The 17,261-nt window shown below is 63.0% G+C and carries 16 protein-coding genes; 8 read left to right on the forward strand and 8 right to left on the reverse strand.

The features are described from left to right. The first annotated feature begins 55 nt into the window (after positions 1-55). Genes cysT through AC07OT_RS22995 form a run of 3 tightly spaced genes read left to right on the forward strand, consistent with a single transcriptional unit; the run spans position 56 to position 2,744 of the window. A complete protein-coding gene (gene cysT, locus AC07OT_RS22985; protein ID WP_027607868.1) occupies positions 56-874 on the forward strand; it encodes a sulfate ABC transporter permease subunit CysT in 819 nt (272 codons plus the stop codon). Positions 875-887: 13 nt separating this feature from the next. Then, complete coding sequence (gene cysW / locus AC07OT_RS22990) at positions 888-1,760, forward strand: sulfate ABC transporter permease subunit CysW (protein ID WP_495109114.1); 873 nt, start codon at positions 888-890, stop codon at positions 1,758-1,760. A gap of 3 nt (positions 1,761-1,763) precedes the next feature. Further along, positions 1,764-2,744 (forward strand): sulfate/molybdate ABC transporter ATP-binding protein, encoded by a 981-nt coding sequence (locus AC07OT_RS22995; protein WP_253492811.1) that lies wholly within the window; start codon positions 1,764-1,766, stop codon positions 2,742-2,744. Between the two features lie 126 nt (positions 2,745-2,870). On the opposite strand, the gene AC07OT_RS23000 is transcribed toward AC07OT_RS22995, so the two are convergent. Beyond that, the gene (locus AC07OT_RS23000) at positions 2,871-3,398 is read right to left on the reverse strand and encodes an Mpo1 family 2-hydroxy fatty acid dioxygenase (RefSeq protein ID WP_495109115.1); all 528 of its coding nucleotides are present in this window, start codon (positions 3,396-3,398) and stop codon (positions 2,871-2,873) included. An 83-nt stretch (positions 3,399-3,481) separates the two neighbouring features. Between AC07OT_RS23000 and AC07OT_RS23005 the strand changes: the two genes are divergently transcribed. Next, entirely contained in the window at positions 3,482-4,168 is a 687-nt protein-coding gene (locus tag AC07OT_RS23005; RefSeq protein ID WP_495109116.1) for a Crp/Fnr family transcriptional regulator, read from the forward strand. Positions 4,169-4,206: 38 nt separating this feature from the next. Beyond that, positions 4,207-4,572: a response regulator gene (locus AC07OT_RS23010; protein WP_027607863.1), complete on the forward strand. Its 366-nt coding sequence runs from the start codon at positions 4,207-4,209 to the stop codon at positions 4,570-4,572. Between the two features lie 127 nt (positions 4,573-4,699). Here the strand turns inward: AC07OT_RS23010 and AC07OT_RS23015 are convergent, their stop codons facing one another. Next, a complete protein-coding gene (locus AC07OT_RS23015; RefSeq protein ID WP_115487836.1) occupies positions 4,700-5,704 on the reverse strand; it encodes an AraC family transcriptional regulator in 1,005 nt (334 codons plus the stop codon). 101 nt (positions 5,705-5,805) lie between these two features. Here AC07OT_RS23015 and AC07OT_RS23020 point away from each other — a divergent pair, with 101 nt between their 5' ends. Further along, positions 5,806-6,885: a fatty acid desaturase gene (locus AC07OT_RS23020; protein WP_495109117.1), complete on the forward strand. Its 1,080-nt coding sequence runs from the start codon at positions 5,806-5,808 to the stop codon at positions 6,883-6,885. Here the strand turns inward: AC07OT_RS23020 and AC07OT_RS23025 are convergent. Genes AC07OT_RS23025 through AC07OT_RS23035 form a run of 3 tightly spaced genes read right to left on the reverse strand, consistent with a single transcriptional unit; the run spans position 6,857 to position 10,888 of the window. Further along, positions 6,857-8,467, reverse strand: coding sequence for an arylsulfatase (locus AC07OT_RS23025; protein ID WP_065926329.1), 1,611 nt, complete (start codon positions 8,465-8,467; stop codon positions 6,857-6,859). The two genes, AC07OT_RS23020 and AC07OT_RS23025, sit on opposite strands and share 29 nt — an antisense overlap. A gap of 16 nt (positions 8,468-8,483) precedes the next feature. Continuing rightward, a complete protein-coding gene (locus tag AC07OT_RS23030) occupies positions 8,484-9,299 on the reverse strand; it encodes an ABC transporter ATP-binding protein (protein WP_065941060.1) in 816 nt (271 codons plus the stop codon). After that, complete coding sequence (locus AC07OT_RS23035; RefSeq protein ID WP_495109118.1) at positions 9,296-10,888, reverse strand: ABC transporter permease; 1,593 nt, start codon at positions 10,886-10,888, stop codon at positions 9,296-9,298. The genes AC07OT_RS23030 and AC07OT_RS23035 overlap by 4 nt, the downstream gene beginning before the upstream one ends. A 288-nt stretch (positions 10,889-11,176) precedes the next feature. Here AC07OT_RS23035 and AC07OT_RS23040 point away from each other — a divergent pair, with 288 nt between their 5' ends. Next, positions 11,177-12,178, forward strand: a complete 1,002-nt coding sequence (locus AC07OT_RS23040) for an ABC transporter substrate-binding protein (protein ID WP_065941062.1) — start codon at positions 11,177-11,179, stop codon at positions 12,176-12,178. Between the two features lie 53 nt (positions 12,179-12,231). Here AC07OT_RS23040 and AC07OT_RS23045 read toward each other — a convergent pair whose 3' ends face one another. Continuing rightward, positions 12,232-13,152 (reverse strand): LysR family transcriptional regulator, encoded by a 921-nt coding sequence (locus AC07OT_RS23045; RefSeq protein WP_012721638.1) that lies wholly within the window; start codon positions 13,150-13,152, stop codon positions 12,232-12,234. Between the two features lie 179 nt (positions 13,153-13,331). Here AC07OT_RS23045 and AC07OT_RS23050 point away from each other — a divergent pair, with 179 nt between their 5' ends. Further along, complete coding sequence (locus tag AC07OT_RS23050; RefSeq protein WP_495109119.1) at positions 13,332-14,237, forward strand: TauD/TfdA dioxygenase family protein; 906 nt, start codon at positions 13,332-13,334, stop codon at positions 14,235-14,237. 273 nt (positions 14,238-14,510) lie between these two features. Here the strand turns inward: AC07OT_RS23050 and AC07OT_RS23055 are convergent, their stop codons facing one another. Continuing rightward, positions 14,511-16,118, reverse strand: coding sequence for an alkaline phosphatase family protein (locus AC07OT_RS23055; RefSeq protein WP_495109120.1), 1,608 nt, complete (start codon positions 16,116-16,118; stop codon positions 14,511-14,513). Between the two features lie 100 nt (positions 16,119-16,218). Further along, on the reverse strand, positions 16,219-17,163 hold the full coding sequence (locus tag AC07OT_RS23060; RefSeq protein ID WP_495103172.1) for a LysR family transcriptional regulator: 945 nt from the start codon (positions 17,161-17,163) through the stop codon (positions 16,219-16,221). Positions 17,164-17,261 lie beyond the last annotated feature (98 nt).

Raw genomic sequence — 17,261 nt, forward strand, 5'->3', positions numbered from 1 at the left:
GAGCCCGCATTCACCTGCGGGTTTTGTGTGTCAGTTCCGCTAACCAAGGACTCTTATGTCGCGTCGTATTTCCCCCGTCATACCCGGCTTCGGGCTGACGCTGGGCTACACCGTGGTGTACCTCAGCCTGATCGTACTCATCCCCCTCGCGGCGATGTTCGTACACGCCGCTCAACTCACCTGGGATCAGTTCTGGAACATCATCTCCGCACCCCGTGTGCTGGCGGCGTTGAAGCTGAGCTTCAGTACCGCGCTGTACGCCGCCCTGATCAACGGCGTGATCGGCACGCTGCTGGCCTGGGTGCTGGTGCGCTACACCTTCCCCGGCCGCAAGATCATCGACGCGATGATCGATCTGCCGTTCGCCCTGCCCACCGCCGTGGCCGGTATTGCCCTGACTGCGCTGTACACGCCGACCGGCCTGGTGGGCCAGTTCGCCGCCGACCTGGGCTTCAAGATCGCCTACAGCCCCTTGGGCATCACCCTGGCGCTGACCTTCGTGACCCTGCCGTTCGTGGTGCGCACGGTGCAGCCGGTACTCGCCGATATCCCCCGGGAAATCGAAGAAGCCGCCGCCTGCCTGGGCGCCAAGCCGTTGCAGGTGTTCCGCTACATCCTCGTCCCCGCGCTGTTGCCTGCCTGGCTGACCGGTTTCGCCCTGGCGTTTGCCCGTGGCGTCGGTGAGTACGGCTCGGTGATTTTCATCGCCGGCAACATGCCGATGAAAACCGAGATCCTGCCGTTGCTGATCATGGTCAAGCTCGACCAGTACGACTATCGCGGCGCCACCTCCATTGGCGTACTGATGCTGGTGGTTTCCTTTGTCCTGCTGCTGCTGATCAACTTGTTGCAGCGGCGCATCGAACGTCCATAAGGAGGCGCGGAACATGTCCCAATCGTCTATTTCCGCGGCATCCTCGGCCAACGCAGCCCGCCGTGGCAGCGCTGTTTCCCGGCGCATCCTGATCGGCCTGGGCTGGCTGGTGTTCTTCCTGTTCCTGCTGCTGCCGCTGTTTATCGTGGTGTCCCAGGGCTTGAAGAACGGCCTCGGGGCGTTTTTCACCGCAATCCTTGAACCGGACGCGTTGTCCGCGCTGAAACTCACGGTGATCGCCGTGCTGATTTCGGTGCCGCTCAACCTGGTATTCGGCGTCAGCGCGGCCTGGTGCGTGAGCAAGTATTCGTTCCGTGGCAAGAGCATCCTGGTGACGCTGATCGACCTGCCGTTCTCGGTCTCCCCGGTGATCGCCGGCCTGGTCTACGTGCTGATGTTCGGCGCCCAGGGCCTGTTTGGCCCGTGGTTGCAGGAGCATGACATCCAGATCGTGTTCGCCTTGCCCGGCATCGTGCTGGCGACCATCTTCGTCACCGTGCCGTTCGTCGCCCGCGAACTGATCCCGCTGATGCAGGAGCAGGGCACCCAGGAAGAAGAGGCCGCGCGCCTGCTGGGCGCCAATGGCTGGCAGATGTTCTGGCATGTCACCGTGCCGAATATCAAATGGGGCCTGATCTACGGCGTGGTGCTGTGTACCGCGCGGGCCATGGGGGAGTTCGGCGCGGTGTCGGTGGTGTCCGGCCATATTCGCGGCGTGACCAACACCTTGCCGCTGCACGTCGAGATTCTCTACAACGAATACAACCACGTTGCCGCGTTTGCGGTGGCGAGTCTGCTGCTGATCCTGGCGCTCTTCATCCTGCTGCTCAAGCAGTGGAGCGAGAACCGTATTAATCGCCTGCGCGCCAGTGCGGCTGAGGAATAAGTCATGTCGATCGAAGTCCGTAACGTCAGCAAGAACTTCAACGCCTTCAAGGCCCTGGACAGCATCAACCTGGATATCCAGAGTGGCGAGCTGGTGGCCTTGCTTGGGCCCTCCGGCTGCGGCAAGACCACCTTGCTGCGCATCATCGCCGGCCTGGAAACCCCGGATGACGGCAGCATCGTGTTCCACGGTGAAGACGTCTCCGGCCACGACGTGCGTGATCGCAACGTCGGTTTTGTGTTCCAGCACTACGCGCTGTTCCGCCACATGACCGTGTTCGACAACGTCGCCTTCGGCCTGCGCATGAAGCCGAAGAACCAGCGTCCGAACGAAAGCCAGATCGCGGCCAAGGTTCACGAACTGCTGAACATGGTGCAGCTGGACTGGCTGTCCGACCGTTACCCGGAACAACTCTCCGGTGGCCAGCGCCAGCGTATCGCCCTGGCTCGCGCGTTGGCGGTCGAGCCGAAAGTGCTGCTGCTGGATGAACCCTTCGGCGCCCTCGACGCCAAGGTGCGTAAGGAACTGCGCCGCTGGCTGGCGCGCCTGCACGAAGACATCAACCTGACCTCGGTGTTCGTGACCCACGACCAGGAAGAGGCCATGGAAGTCGCCGACCGCATCGTGGTAATGAACAAGGGCGTGATCGAGCAGATCGGCTCACCGGGCGACGTATACGAAAACCCGGCCAGCGATTTCGTCTACCACTTCCTCGGCGACTCCAACCGCCTGCACCTGGGCGAGGACAAGCATGTGCTGTTCCGTCCGCATGAAGTGTCGCTGTCGCGCCACGAACTGGAAGATCACCACGCGGCCGAGGTGCGTGATATTCGTCCGTTGGGCGCGACCACGCGGGTGACCTTGAAGGTTGAGGGCCAGAGTGAGCTGATCGAAGCCGAAGTGGTGAAAGACCACGACAGCCTGACCGGTTTGGCCCGTGGCGAGACCCTGTTCTTCAAGCCCAAGGTTTGGCAAAAAGCCTGAGTTCACCGCAATACCAACTCTGAAACTGGGACCAAATGTGGGAGGGGGCTTGCCCCCGATAGCAGTGGGTCAGCAGCAGATAAGCTGACTGAAACACCGCCATCGGGGGCAAGCCCCCTCCCACATTCAGACCTGTCTCGGCTTCAGATCGCGGCGAACCACCGGTCCCGAGCGCTCCTCAATCTGTTGCTTGAGGCCCTGGCGCAGCCCCAGCAAAAACGCCACCTCCGCCACCACAAACAACGGCCCCACAATCAGCCCCGACACATCATCCACAAACGCCGGCTTCCTGCCCTCGTAGTAATGCCCGACAAACTGAATCACCCAGCCCACCACAAACAGGCCGACGCCGCTGCTGAGCCACACCGTCGTGCTCTGCGCCGCCAACGCATGCCCGGCCCATACAGACAAGCCCATCAACACCGTCATCAGCACGCCCAGGGCCAGTTCAAGCCGCAGGTAAAACCACGCGGAAAACAGCGCCACTATCACTGCCGGGGAAAGCCACAGCCCGCCCACCGCCCATTCGGGGCGTGACAGCAGCACGGCCACGGCGACCACAATCAGCGGGATACCGATGAAGTGGCTGGCGATATTGCGCGGATCGCGGTGGTAGGCGGCGTATTGACTGAGGTGATCGACGAGGCTTTTCATTGTTGTTCCTCCTGTAGGATGCTTGATCATGCCCTGTCAGCCTGGGACTAACTGTCAGTTGGGCGACAATCTTCGGAGTTCTCATGGATGCGACGCAATGGCACGCCCGGTTGGCTGTCGGCCACTGGTTCAGTCACCTGCCCGTACCTTTCCAGCATAGTCTGCTGGCCCATGCGCGGCTGCGGCAGCTGACGGCGGGACAGTACCTGTTCAAGCGCGGCGACCCGCCCTGCGGCTTGTATGCGGTGCTCGAGGGCACGTTGCGTGTCAGTGCGGTGAATGAGCACGGCAAGGAAGCGCTGTTGAGCCTGGTGGGGGCGCCCTACTGGTTCGGCGAAATCTGCCTGTTCGACGGCTTGCCGCGCACCCACGACGCCTGCGCCACGGGGCCGTGCACGCTGGTGCAGGTGCCGCAGCAGGCGCTGCTGAAGATCCTCGAGGAGTCCCCCCGCTACTGGCGCGACCTGGCGCTGCTGATGAGCCAGAAGTTGCGCCTGAGTTTTATCGGCCTCGAACAGCTCAGCCTGATGCCCGCGTCGGTGCGTCTGGCCCACCGGCTGTTGATGATTGTTGAGGGCTACGGCGACATGGCGCCCTCAAAACGCGTGCTGCAACTGCCCCAGGAAGACCTGGCGGCGATGTTGAGCCTGTCGCGCCAGACTACGAACGCCTTGCTCAAGGACCTGCAAGCCCAAGGCATCGTGCGCCTGGGCTACGGCGAGATCGAAATCCTCGATGCGCAGCGGCTACGAGAGGCGGCGCACACCTGAGGGTGTTAGCCTGCAAACCTGATTAATCGAGGTGTGTTATGCGTGTGCTGTTAGTGGAACATGAATCCGAAGAGGCACAGCGGATGGCCCAAGGCTTGAACGAGGCCGGCTACACCGTGGAAGTCGCGGCCAACGGCATGGCGGCGCAGCGCTTTGTCGAAAGCGCCGAGTACGACCTGGTGATCCTCGATGTGATGTTGCCCGGCCTGAATGCCTGGAAGCTGCAGCAGGCGATCCGGCAGAAGGGTGAGACGCCGGTGTTGTTCCTGACCACACCGGGCGGGATTGAAGATCGCCTGCGCGGCTTGGAGCTGCATGAGGATGATTACCTGCTCAAGCCGTTTGAGGCCAAGGGGTTGGTGATGCGGGTCAGGAAACTGTTGCGGCGGGATCGGGGTCGCTGATTGATCCCGTCACTGTAGTGCCTGAAAGATTGCCATCGGGAGCAAGCCCCATCCCACAGGAGAACGCATTTCAAATGTGGGAGGGGGCTTGCCCCCGATGAGGCCTTCAGCCTCCCCCCACATCCCCCTACCGCAACCCATCCCGAAACTGCCCCGGCGTCATCCCCGTCCAGCGCTTGAACGCCCGGTTAAAGCTGCTGGTATCGGCAAATCCCAACAGATGGCTGACCTCGGCCAATGAACACTGTGGATCACGCAAGTGGAGCAACGCCAAGTTCTGGCGACACTCATTGAGCAACGCATCAAACCGACACCCCTCATCCGCCAGATGCCGCTGCAGACTGCGCAGGCTCAAATGCAGCGCCTGGGCAATCCGCTCGGCACTCGGCTCGCCATCGGGCAGTTGCGCCTCGATGGCTGCGCGCACCTTGCGTTCCCAGGTCAGCGGTTGCAGTTGCGCCAGGGTGCGCTTGAGCACGGTTTCGTTGTGTTCGGCCAGTTCCGGGTTGGCGTCGTCCAGGTGGCTGTCGAAATCGCTGGCGGCGAATTCGAGGCGGTCTTCCTCGGCGCCGAAAAACACCGGTGCGCGGAACACCGTGTGCCAGGGCTTGGGGTCGGCGGGTTGCGGGCGCCGCAGGTAAACCGCCAGCGGCGCATAGTCGCGGCCCAGGCGATTGCGGCACGTGCGCACATAGATCGCGGCAAACGCATCGATGGCCTCCAGCGCCGGCGCCGGTCTGCCCGGCGGTTGCAGCAGGCGAAAGCGGTAGCGCTCGCCATCGCCGCTGAGTTCCAGGCTCAGGGCATCGCTGACCACCTGGTGATACCGCACGATGCGCTCGAACACCTCGCGCAGGCTGCCGCTCGCCACCAGCGCATAACCCAGCGCATGAAAGGTGGTCGGGCTGACAAACCGCGACACCCGCAACCCGATGGCCGGATCGCCGCTGGCCTGCACCGCCAGTTCCCACAGGCGCGTGGTGGCCGACAGCGGGTAACGCGCATTGGGGTCGTCCATCTGCTGCGGATCGAGCCCGGCCTGGGCGCACAGCGCGGCGCTGTCGAGGCCCAGGGCATCGAGCTGCTTGCGCAGGGCGCGGGTCCAGCTGGCGAGGGAAGTGGGTTCGGTCATGGCGATTGGCGCTTGCGGTCAACAGGTTGGCGTGTGGGGCTAGCGTCCTGCGCGGGGCACGGGTGCAGGATGTAACCCTCAATAACCAAGAGGATGGGAGCATGGACGGTACTTCTGCAAGTCCCCAGCAGATGAACGCGCAACAGCGTTCGGCGCATATCCGTGAGGTGGTGCTCGCCGAAGGCGTGCGCTTGCGTCGCCGGCACCCGTGGTTGCAGCATCAGGACGCCCTGGGCGCGGGCATCCTGGCGTTTGCGCTGGTGGGCATGATCGGCTCGGCGGCGCTCTATATCAGCGGTCATATGGCCTGGTGGGCCTGCCTGCTGCTCAATGCGTTCCTGGCCTCACTGACCCACGAGCTGGAACACGACCTGATCCACAGCATGTACTTTCGCAAACAGCGCGTGCCCCACAACCTGATGATGGGCCTGGTGTGGCTGGCGCGGCCGAGCACCATCAACCCGTGGATCCGTCGCCACCTGCACCTCAATCACCACAAGGTCTCCGGCACCGAGACCGATATGGAGGAACGTGCGATCACCAACGGCGAGCCTTGGGGCCTGGCGCGGTTGCTGATGGTGGGCGATAACGTGATGTCGGCGTTTATCCGCATGCTGCGCGCCAAGACCTGGGGCCACAAACTCAAGATCCTCAAGCGCTCGCTGCTGGTCTACGCACCTTTGGCGCTGCTGCATTGGGGCGCGTGGTATATCTTCCTCGGCTTCCATGCCGCCAACGGCATCGCCAACCTGCTGGGCACGCCGATCGCCTGGTCCTCCGGCACCTTGCAGATGATGCAGGTGATCGACATCGCCGCCGTGGTGATCATCGGCCCCAATGTGCTGCGCACCTTTTGCCTGCACTTTGTCAGCTCCAACATGCACTACTACGGCGATGTGGAGCCGGGCAATGTGATCCAGCAAACCCAAGTGTTGAACCCGTGGTGGCTGTGGCCGTTGCAGGCGTTCTGCTTCAACTTCGGCAGCACCCACGGGATTCACCATTTTGTGGTGAAGGAGCCGTTCTACATCCGCCAGATGACGGCCAAGGTGGCACATAAGGTCATGGCCGAGATGGGCGTGCGCTTCAATGATTTCGGCACGTTTGCGCGAGCCAATCGGCTTGAGCCCATGGCGTCGCCCCAGGCCCGGCTCAATCCGGCTGAAACGGCGACGCGCTGAGCACCACGCCGGTTTCGTCGACGTACTGCTGCCAGTGGCCGATCAACGTGGCGAGCTTGTCCGGATGACTCAAGGCCAGGTCGTGGATTTCGCCGGGGTCCTGGCCCAGGTCATACAGCTGCCAGGTCGCCGGGCCCACGGGGCCGGGAATGTACACGGCTTTCCACTGGCCCTGGCGAATCGCGCGGCGGCCGAACAGTTCCCAGCCGGTTACGGTGTTGTCGTCGTGCACCTGGGCGGTCTCGCCGGAGAGGAAGCCCAGCCACGACTTGCCCCGCAGCGGCGCCACCGGCTTGCCACGCCATTGTTTGCCCGGATGGCGCACGCCGGCCAGGTCGAGAATGGTCGGCGTGATGTCCATCACCGTGCCGAACCCATGGCTGATACGACCTTTGAGCGACAACTGCGGATAGTGCACCAGCGCCGGCACGCGAATCCCGCCCTCGGTGGTGAACGCCTTGAACAACCGCGACGGCGCCGTCGCCACCTGCGCCCACGACGGGCCATACCAGACGTAGGAGTTGGCGCGGCCGATATTGTCGAGGCTGTTGTCGTAATGCTGGTTGAGGTAAGTGAGCAACTGTGGCCCGAACTTGGGGAACGCCTCCAACAGCGCACCTTCGGCGCCGTTGTCGGACATGAACACAATGAACGTATTGTCCAACTGCCCCTGCTGACGCAGGTAATCCACCACTCGGCCGATGTTCCAGTCCATACGCTCGACCATCGCCGCATACACCTCCATGGCCCGCGCCGACACCTGGCGCTGTTCGTCGCTCAAGGCGGCCCACTGAGTGTTCAGCTCGATCAACGGATGGGGTTCGACATTGGCGTCGATCAGCCCCAATGCCTTGAGTTTTTCCAGGCGTTCCAGGCGCAGCACTTCGGGGCCGGCGTCGTAGCGGCCACGGTACTTTTCGACGATGTCCGCAGGCGCCTGCAACGGCCAGTGCGGCGCGGAAAACGGCAGGTAGGCGAAGAACGGCCGGGCCTGGTCGCGCTCCTTGAGGTAGTGCAGCAGCTTGTCGCCGAAGGCATCGGAGGAATAGAAGTCCTTTGGCAATTGCTCCACGAACCGGTCGTCTTCGATGTACAGCGCCGGGGTGGATTTGAGCAGGCCCGGGGTGTCGTCGTTATAGGTCGGTTCGAAGCCGTAGTGGTTGGCCGCACCCGGCAGCAGCGAGAACGAACGCTCGAAACCGCGGGCGTGGGGCGCCAGTTCGGCGGTCAGGCCCAGGTGCCACTTGCCGCTCATCAACGTCTGGTAACCGGCTTCGCGCAGCAACTCCGGTAGCGCCACCACCTTGTCATTCAAGTAGCCCTCGTAGCCGGGCTTGCCGATCAGCTCCGGGGTCAGTGCCTCGGCCATGGTGCCGATACCGGCGATATGGTGGTCGGTGCCGGTGAGCAGCATCGAGCGGGTAGGCGAGCACGTCGGGGCGGTGTGGAAGTCGGTCAGGCGCAGGCCGTTCAGGGCGAGTGCGTCCAGGTGCGGCGTGGAAATTTCCCCGCCAAACGCACCGAGGTCGGAGAAACCCATGTCATCGGCCAGGATCACGAGAAAATTGGGACGTTGCGGCATCAAGGCACTCCTTTTTTCAGCAGGCAATAAAGGCCAATGGCAGATCGCGGATCTGTTCGCGCACCGGCGGCTGGTAGTGGCCATCGTTGGTCAATTCATGCAGCAGTTCTTCACGCAGTTGATGGAATTCAAAACTGCTGCGCTGACGTGGATGTGGCAGGGCGACGTCCACCACCTGCTTGATCCGCCCCGGCCGGGGCTCCATCACCACCACGCGGTCGGCGAGGAAAATCGCTTCCTCCACATCGTGGGTCACCAATACCGTGGTGATTTTGGCGCGGGCGCGGATCGCCAGGAGTTCGTCCTGCATCTGCTGGCGAGTCAGGGCGTCGAGGGCGCCGAACGGTTCGTCCAGCAGCAGGATGCGCGGGCTGGCCACCAGGCCACGGGCAATCGCCACCCGTTGCGCCATGCCGCCGGACAGTTGGTGCGGATAGGCGCGGGTGAAGTCGGTGAGGCCGACCAGCTCGATAAAATCGCTGATGCGCCGATTGCGCTCTGCTTCGCTCAGTGGCTCGTTGACCAGGCCCAGACCGATGTTTTCCGCCACGGTGAGCCAGGGGAACAGACGGTGCTCCTGGAACACGATGCCGCGCTCGCCGCCAATGCCGCTTACGGCCTTACCGTCGACGCGGATCTCGCCGCGAAACTGCGTATCCAGCCCCACCAGCAAACGCAGCAGCGTGGATTTGCCGCAGCCGCTGGAGCCGACAATCGCGACGAATTCGCCTTCGGCAATCTCCAGGTTGAATTCGCGGATGGCTTCCAGCTCGAAGCCGTCGACGTCGAAGGTCTTGCCCACATGGTTGAAGCTGACGATAGGTGCGTTCATGCGTGTCTCCAGCGGGTGGCGCGGGTTTCGATGCGCTGGCCGATCAGGTTGAGGGCCGCGCCGGTAAGGCCCACCAGGAGCATGCCGCTCATGATCAGGTCCATGCGCAGCAGTTGTTGGGCGCCGATCATCAGGCTGCCGATACCGCCGTTGGACGGCATGAAATATTCCGCACCGATGGTGCCCAGCCAGGCGTAGATCAGGCTCAGGCGCAGGCCGGCGAAAATGCCGGCTGCGGCGCCTGGCAGCACCAGGCGTCGCAGCCGTTGGAACAGGTTCAGGCGCAGCACCTGCGCCGCTTCGTTGAGCTGTGGCGACAGATTCAGCACGCTGCGTTGGGTGGCGATAAACAACGGGAAGAAGGCGGCGAGGGCGATAAACACCCACTTGGCCAACTCACCCAGGCCAAACCAGGCAGTGAGCAGCGGCACCCAGGCGAAAATCGCGATCTGGCGCAAGGCGCTCAGGGTCGGCCCGAGTACCCGCTCACTGCGCCGTGACAGTCCCAGCCACAGGCCCATGGCAAAGCCAAGGCCGCCACCGAGCAGCAAGCCGCCCAGGCTTCGCCCCAGGCTGGTGCCCAGTGCACCGCTGAGGTTGCCATCCACCATCCCGGTGACGGTGGTGTGCAGCACCACCCATGGGCTGACCAGAATGTTCGGGTCGACCCAGCCTTGTTGCGTCGCGACCTGCCACAGCGCCAGCAACAGCACGGGCAGCACCCACGGTTGCAGGCGCTGCCAGCCTTGATAGCGCGGCCCGCGACGAATCTGCGCCGTGGCCGGATGGGGCCAGTGCACCCATTTGCGGTCCAGCCAGCCAATGCCACGGTCCATCATCACGCCGAATACGCCGATGACCACGATGCATACGAAGACGATATCGAGCATGAACAGCTGGCGCGCCCACACCATCAGGTAGCCGATGCCTTCGCTGGAGGCCAGCAACTCCACCGCCAGCAGCGAGGTCCAGCCGGCCGCCAGGGCCAGGCGCACGCCGGCCATAAAGGCGGGCAGCGCGGCAGGCAGGATCAGGCGCCGGATCAACAGGTGCGTGGGCAGGCGCAGCACGCGGGCGGCTTCACGCAACTGGGGTTGGGCGTCGCGTACGCCCACCAGGGTATGCAGGGTCACGGGCACCACGATCGCCTTCACCAGCACCACCAGTTTCAGGGTTTCGCCAATGCCGAAGAACACCATGAACAGCGGAATCCAGGCCAGGGTCGGTACCTGCGACAACGCGCTGAACGTCGGAAACACCAGGCGCTCGGCGCGCGCGCTGAAACCCAGCACCGCCCCCAGCAGCGCCCCGGCGCCAATGCCCGCCAGCAATCCGCAGAACAGGCGTTGCAGGCTGATCGCCAGGTGGCTCCACAGCTCGCCGCCGGCCAGCTCCACGGCGCTGCTCCACACCAGGGACGGTGGCGGCAGGATCTGCTCGCTCATCCAGTGATTGCGGCTGGCCAGCCACCACAGCGCAAACAGCGTCACCGGCAGCAACCATGGCAACAGCCGTTCACTGCGCAGCGGCCAACGTGGCGTGGCGCCGGGAGCCGCGAGCGGGAGGCTCAAAAGTGAGATTCGGGCCATGGAGGACCTCCGTTGTCGCCAAGAGCGTTATGTGATTTCGATCTTATAAAAACGTAATCAAGATGATTGGGGGATAAGAAAAGCCATTTAAAGCCTCGCCCCGGTACGCATCCAATGCATTCGAAGAATATTTTCGATGCTATTCATGCATAGCCCTCTGGAGCCTGCGTTTCCCTTCGCATAGTCCTAAAAGCTATTAAATTGTGAATTTATAGTATTTAAAGTTTTGACCAGGTTGTGCCTACTTTCTGCTCCCCAGGCGACCCTCGCCCACAAGGAGCTGCGCTTATGAAACTGCCATTCAAACGTCTGATCACCCTGGTCGCAGGCACCGCACTGGCGGGCCTGGTACAGGCTGCCGACCTCAAGGAAATCCGCATCGCCGTGCCCGACCTCAGCGCAGGCAGCCAGCACAGCGGCGGCGGCATAACGGACGTGCTGCGCGAGCAGCAGATCTTCGAAAAAGCCTTTGCCGACCAAGGCATCAAGATCCAGTGGAATTACTTCAAGGGCGCCGGCCCTGTGATCAACGAAGCCTTCGCCAACGGGCAGGTGGACCTGGCGTACCTGGGCGACCTGGCGGCGATCATCGGCCGCTCCAATGGCCTGGAGACGCGTCTGCTCAGTGCCACCGCGCGGGACATCAAGCAGTACCTCGGCGTGGTGCCGGGTTCTGGCATCAAGACCTTGCAGGACCTCAAGGGCAAGCGCGTCGCGGTGTTCCGTGGCACGGCCAGCCAGTTGTCGTTCAACAGTGCATTGGCCAGCCAGGGCTTGAGTGAGAAGGACTTCAAAGTCATCAGCCTGGACTACAACGCCGCCAATGCCGCGCTGGCCGCCAAGCAGATTGACGCCACCTGGGGCGGTTCGAACCTGACCGCATTGCAAGCCAAGGGGCTGGCTGAAATACCGCTGACCACCAAGGACCTCGGTGGCGCCGGCAGCATCCAGGCGGTGCTGGTGGGCAGCAAACAGTTTGTCGACGAGCACCCCGACGCCGTCGCCAAGCTGCTCAAGGCCCAGCAGCAGGCGGTGCACTGGTTGACCGATGACAACAACAAGCAAGCCTACATTGCGCTGGTGTCCGGGCTGGCCAGTTACCCGCCGGTAATCCTCACCAATGACTTGAAAGACCAGACCCTCAGCGAGATTTTCCCGTCGACCCTGGATCCGGTGTTCCTGGCTAAATTGCAGGGTTCGGTGGACCTGGCCTCCAAGGAGAAGCTGATTCGCAAGCCGTTCCAGGTGAGTGACTGGGTGGCGCCGAACCTGGCGGCGGCGGGGCTTTGAGTCGGGTGGTGCCTGGGCTATCGCCATCGGGGGCTTGCCCCCGATGAGGCCCGTCAAACAGCCACGCTCACCTCCTGCCTGTCCACCTCCACCAGCGTCTCGATCATCGCCTTCGCCGCCGGCGACAACCGCGAACCGGTGCGGCTGACAATCCCGCAGCGGGCGCTCATGGTCTCCATGTTCTGCGGCAGGTTGCGCCAGTGCAGCAGCTTCAACGTGCCGTGGGCGATGTCTTCGGCGAACGCCTCCTCGGTGCCCACGCCGATGGCATTGGACTGCAGCACGATCTTCACCAGCGCCGGGAAATGTTCGGTCTGGATGCTCGGGGAAAAATCCATGCGCCCGCTCAGGTTCGCCAACAGTTTGCGAATGCCCTGTGAGATCAGCGGCGCCGCCAGCGGGTAGTCGAACATGTCGTTGGTCGACAGGCTGTCCTTGGCCAGCAACGGGTGGCCCGGTCGGCAAAAAAATACCCCGCGCTTGGGGGTCAGCGCGCGGGTCTGGAAATTCGGGTCGGCTTCGAATTGGCGGATGTCGGCGATAAAGAATTCGATCTCTTCACGGCTCAGGGCACGGCTGAGTTTTTCCCAGTTATCCACCTGGAAACTGGTGCGGATTTTCGGGTGGGCGCTGATAAAGCGCGCCACCGCATCCGGCACCAGTTTCACCGCCGGTGCCGGGCCGCAGCCGAAGCGCAGGTCGCCGGCGTCGAGCTTGGTCATGCGCGTCACTTCACTGCTCAGCAACGCGGCGCCGTGCACCAGGGACAGGGCATGTTGCAGCACCACTTGGCCCTCCGGCGTGGGGCGCAGGTCCTTGTGGCCACGGTCGACCAACACGCAGCCGAACTCCTGTTCCAGCCCCTGGATGCTGCGGCTGAACGCCGGTTGGGTGATGCCCATGGCGTCTGCCGCACGCACGAAACTGCGGTGTTCGTTGAGGGCGATGAAGTAGCGCAGTTGGCGAAGATCCATATGCTTTCCCTGCATCTTAAAAATAGGTCGAAGGCATTTGCGACCACGGGAGCAGAGGTTTTAAATGCAAGCTCTTATTCCGTCAATGAAGCATTCGTTCATTTGCTAGACCTAAATTGCATATGGATAGAGCGTTGCCGGAAAGCGTCCCCATCAGCAGGCACAAGAGGGTCACCACCATGAGCAACGCCGCATTAGCTGTTCAACCCGTCGCCCAGGCGCTGGATATTCACCCGGTCGCCGGCCGCATCGGCGCCGAGATCCGCGGTATCAGACTGTCCGGCGATCTGGATGCCGCCACGGTCGAAGCCATCCAGCAGGCGCTGGTGCAGTACAAGGTGATCTTCTTCCGTGAGCAGACTCACCTCGATGACCAAAGCCAGGAAGCCTTCGCCCATCTGCTCGGCGAGCCGATTGCCCACCCGACGGTGCCGGTGCGCGACGGCACGCGCTTTCTCATGGAACTGGACGGCACCCGTGGCCAGCGGGCCAATTCCTGGCACACCGACGTGACCTTCGTCGATGCCTACCCGAAGGCCTCGGTGCTGCGTTCGGTACTGGCGCCCAAGTCCGGTGGCGACACGGTCTGGGCCAACACCTCAAGCGCCTACAACGACCTCAGCGTCGAACTGCGCGCCCTGGCGGATAACTTGTGGGCAGTGCACAGCAACGAATACGACTACGCCGCGCTCAAGCCGGATGTGTCGGCCGAGCGGCTTGAGGCATACCGCAAGGTGTTCACTTCGACGGTGTACGAAACCGAGCACCCGGTGGTGCGCGTGCATCCGGTCAGTGGCGAGAAAACCCTGTTGCTGGGGCACTTCGTCAAGCGCCTTAAAGGTTATTCCCAGGCGGACTCGACCCAGCTGTTCAACCTGCTGCAAAGCCACGTCACCCGCCTGGAAAACACCGTACGCTGGCGCTGGAACACCGGCGACGTGGCGATCTGGGACAACCGCGCCACCCAGCATTACGCCGTGGACGACTACGGCACCCAGGAACGCATCGTGCGTCGGGTGACGCTCAAGGGCGATGTGCCGGTGGGCGTGTACGGGCAGCGCAGCCAGACCACCAAAGGTCTCTGATGTGGGAGGGGGCAAGCCCTGATGCCAGTCAGTCAATGGCGAACACCGTACCTGTGGTGAGCGGGCTTGTCGAATCGTCGCACCGCCCGCGTTGGGCTGCGAAGCAGCCCCAGAACCAGGCGCAGAGGAGTGCCTGATACACCGCATTCGTCTTCATCAGGGGCGCTTCGCACCCCAACGCGGGACAAGCCCGCTCACCACAGAGGTACCCGTTTGCTGCGCGACAACGCTACTTCGAAGAGGTAGTGGGGCCCCCAACATTCGATGTGTGGTTTACCACACGCCGATCTGCACCACTTTCTCCGCTTCCGGCTCACCGTAACGAAACCGTTGGCCACGCAGATCGATCTCTGCGTGGCTGATGGTGGTGCGCCGCTTCAGCCCGCGCAGCCATTCGAACAGATACCCCACATGGGTTTCGCGCACTTCGGCATAGGCCGGGTCTTTGCCCAGGTCGTGCAGTTCCTGCGGGTCGTTTTCCAGGTCGAACAGCTGTGGGCGAAAGCCGTCGTACGCCAGGTATTTCCAGCGGTCGCTGCGCACCATGGTCATCCGGCAACGGTCGATGGGTTGCGCCAGGCGTTCGCGGGCCGGGGCCTGGAAGGCGTAGTCGTACTCGGCGATGGCGTAGCGGCGCCAGCGGGTTTCCTGACCGTGCAGCAGCGGGATCAGCGAGCGGCCTTCCAGGCGATGCTCGGCCGCTGGCAAACCCAGGGCGTCGAGGAAGGTCGGCAGCGCATCGATGGTTTCCACCAGCCGCGCGTCCACCGTGCCACGGCGGGTATCGGCTGCGGCGCGTGGGTCGCGCACGATCAGCGGAATGCCCACCGCAGGTTCCAGCAGAAATTCTTTTTCGCCGAGGAAGTGATCGCCGAGAAAATCGCCGTGGTCGCTGGTGAACACGATCAGGGTGTCGTCCCAACGGCCGTTGCCTTGCAGGAAATCGAACAGGCGCCCGAGTTGGTCGTCGACCTGTTTGATCAAGCCCATGTAGGTGGGAATCACCGTGAGCCGTACCTCGTCACGGGAAAAATTCAGGCTTTCCTGGTGCTGGCGGAACGCCTGGTACACCGGGTGATCGCTGGTCTCCCCTGGCTGGATCGGTGCCTGGATATGCTCGGCGCCATACAGCGCGTGATAGGGCGCCGGTGCGATGTAGGGCCAGTGTGGCTTGATATAGGACAGGTGCAGGCACCACGGTTGTTCGGCCTGTTCACGGATAAAGTCGATGGCGCGGTCGGTGGTGTAGACGGTTTCCGAATGTTCCTCGGCCACGCGCGCGGGGCGGCCCGCATTGCGCATGTGCCAACCGCTGAGCACTTCGCCGTTTTCACCGGCTGCCGCATTGGCCCATTCGTGCCACGGGTTGGCGCCACTGTAGCCCTGCTCGCGCAGGTAATGGGTGTAGGGCGCGGACTCACGTTTATCCTCGAACAGCGGGCTGTCGGGGTAGATGCCGTCGTGACGGAGGTACGCCTCGAAGCCGACCTCGTTCAACGGCTCGGCCTGCTTGCTGTCAGGGTCGATATTCAGGCGTTGCAAGGCGTCCACATTGGGCGTGGCGTGGGTCTTGCCGACCAGTGCCGTGCGGATGCCGTGGGGACGCAGGTAGTCGCCGAGGGTCAGTTCTTCCAGGGGCAACGGCACCGCGTTCCACGCCACCTGGTGGCTGCTGACGTAGCGCCCGGTATAGGCCGACATGCGCGAGGGCCCGCAGATGGTGCCTTGGGTGTAGGCGCGGCTGAAGCGCACACCGGCGGCAGCCAGGCGATCGATGTTCGGCGTGTGCAAGTGGGCGTGGCCGTAGCACGACAGGTAATCGCGGCGCAGTTGGTCGCACATGATGTACAGCACGTTGCGCACGGGTTGGGGGTGGGACATGGGGCTTCACCAGACGGAGGACAGGTGAGGTTTTTCGCCGTTCGGGCAGGGGGCTGGCAAGTGCATTTGGGGACTGGCTTTGATGCAGTGAATGCATGGCCTAGACCGCGACGTTATCCAGAGCGCACACCTCTTCATCCAACTCATCGATCTGCTTGATCTGCTCGATCATCGCTTCCGCCAGTGGCGACAAGCGATACCCCGCACGGCTGACGATGCCGTAGCGGGTGTAACGCTCCTCCAGATCCTCCGCCAGGCCCTCGATCGTCAAGCACACCAGTTCGCCCCGGGCCATGTGCAGCACATCGCTGTTGGCGCTGACGATGCCGATGGCGTCGGAGCGCAGCACCACGCCCATCAGGCTATAGCCGTTCTCGCACTCGACATTGGGCAGGAAATCGGGCCGGCCGCTGAGGTCGACGATGACCTTGCGCAGGTTGGGCGGGCGGATGGTCACGGCCAGTGGGTAACTCATCAGCTCGGCGGCGCTTACGCTGCCACGCCCGGCCAGAGGGTGGCCGGCGCGGCAGCAGAAATACCAGCGGCGCGGGCGCAGGCGGTGAGTGTGATAGTCCGGGTTGGCTTCGAAGTGGCGGGTGTCGGCGACGAAAAACTCGAACTCTTCACTGAGCAGGCGTTTGCTCAGGCTCTGCCAGTCGTCCACCTGGTACTGCACCCGTGCCTTGGGGTAGCGCCCGATAAAACTGCCGATGGCGCGGGGGATCAAGCCGCCGGCCGGTGCCGGGCCGCAGCCGAAGCGCAATTCCCCCGCCTCCAGGCCATTGAACTGGCTGATCTCGTTGGCCAGTTGCTGCGCACCGCTGACCAGGCGCCGGGCGTGCTCCAGCAATACCTGACCTTGTTTGGTCGGCGCCAGGTCTTTGCGGCCACGGTCAATCAGTTGGCAACCGGCGCTGTGTTCCAGGGCCTGGATACTGCGACTGAACGCCGATTGCGACAGGTTCACCGTCAACGCGGCGGCGACAAAACTGCGTTGTTCGGCAAGGGCGATGAAGTGACGAAGCTGGCGCAAATCGATATGCATTTTTCACATCAAAAATATCCGGGAAATGCATTGGCTATGCATTAGGTCGACTCCTTATAAAGGCTATCTCTTATGCAGTAAATGTTCGTAAAAACATA

This window comes from Pseudomonas sp. GW821-FHT09C10 (assembly GCF_059418085.1).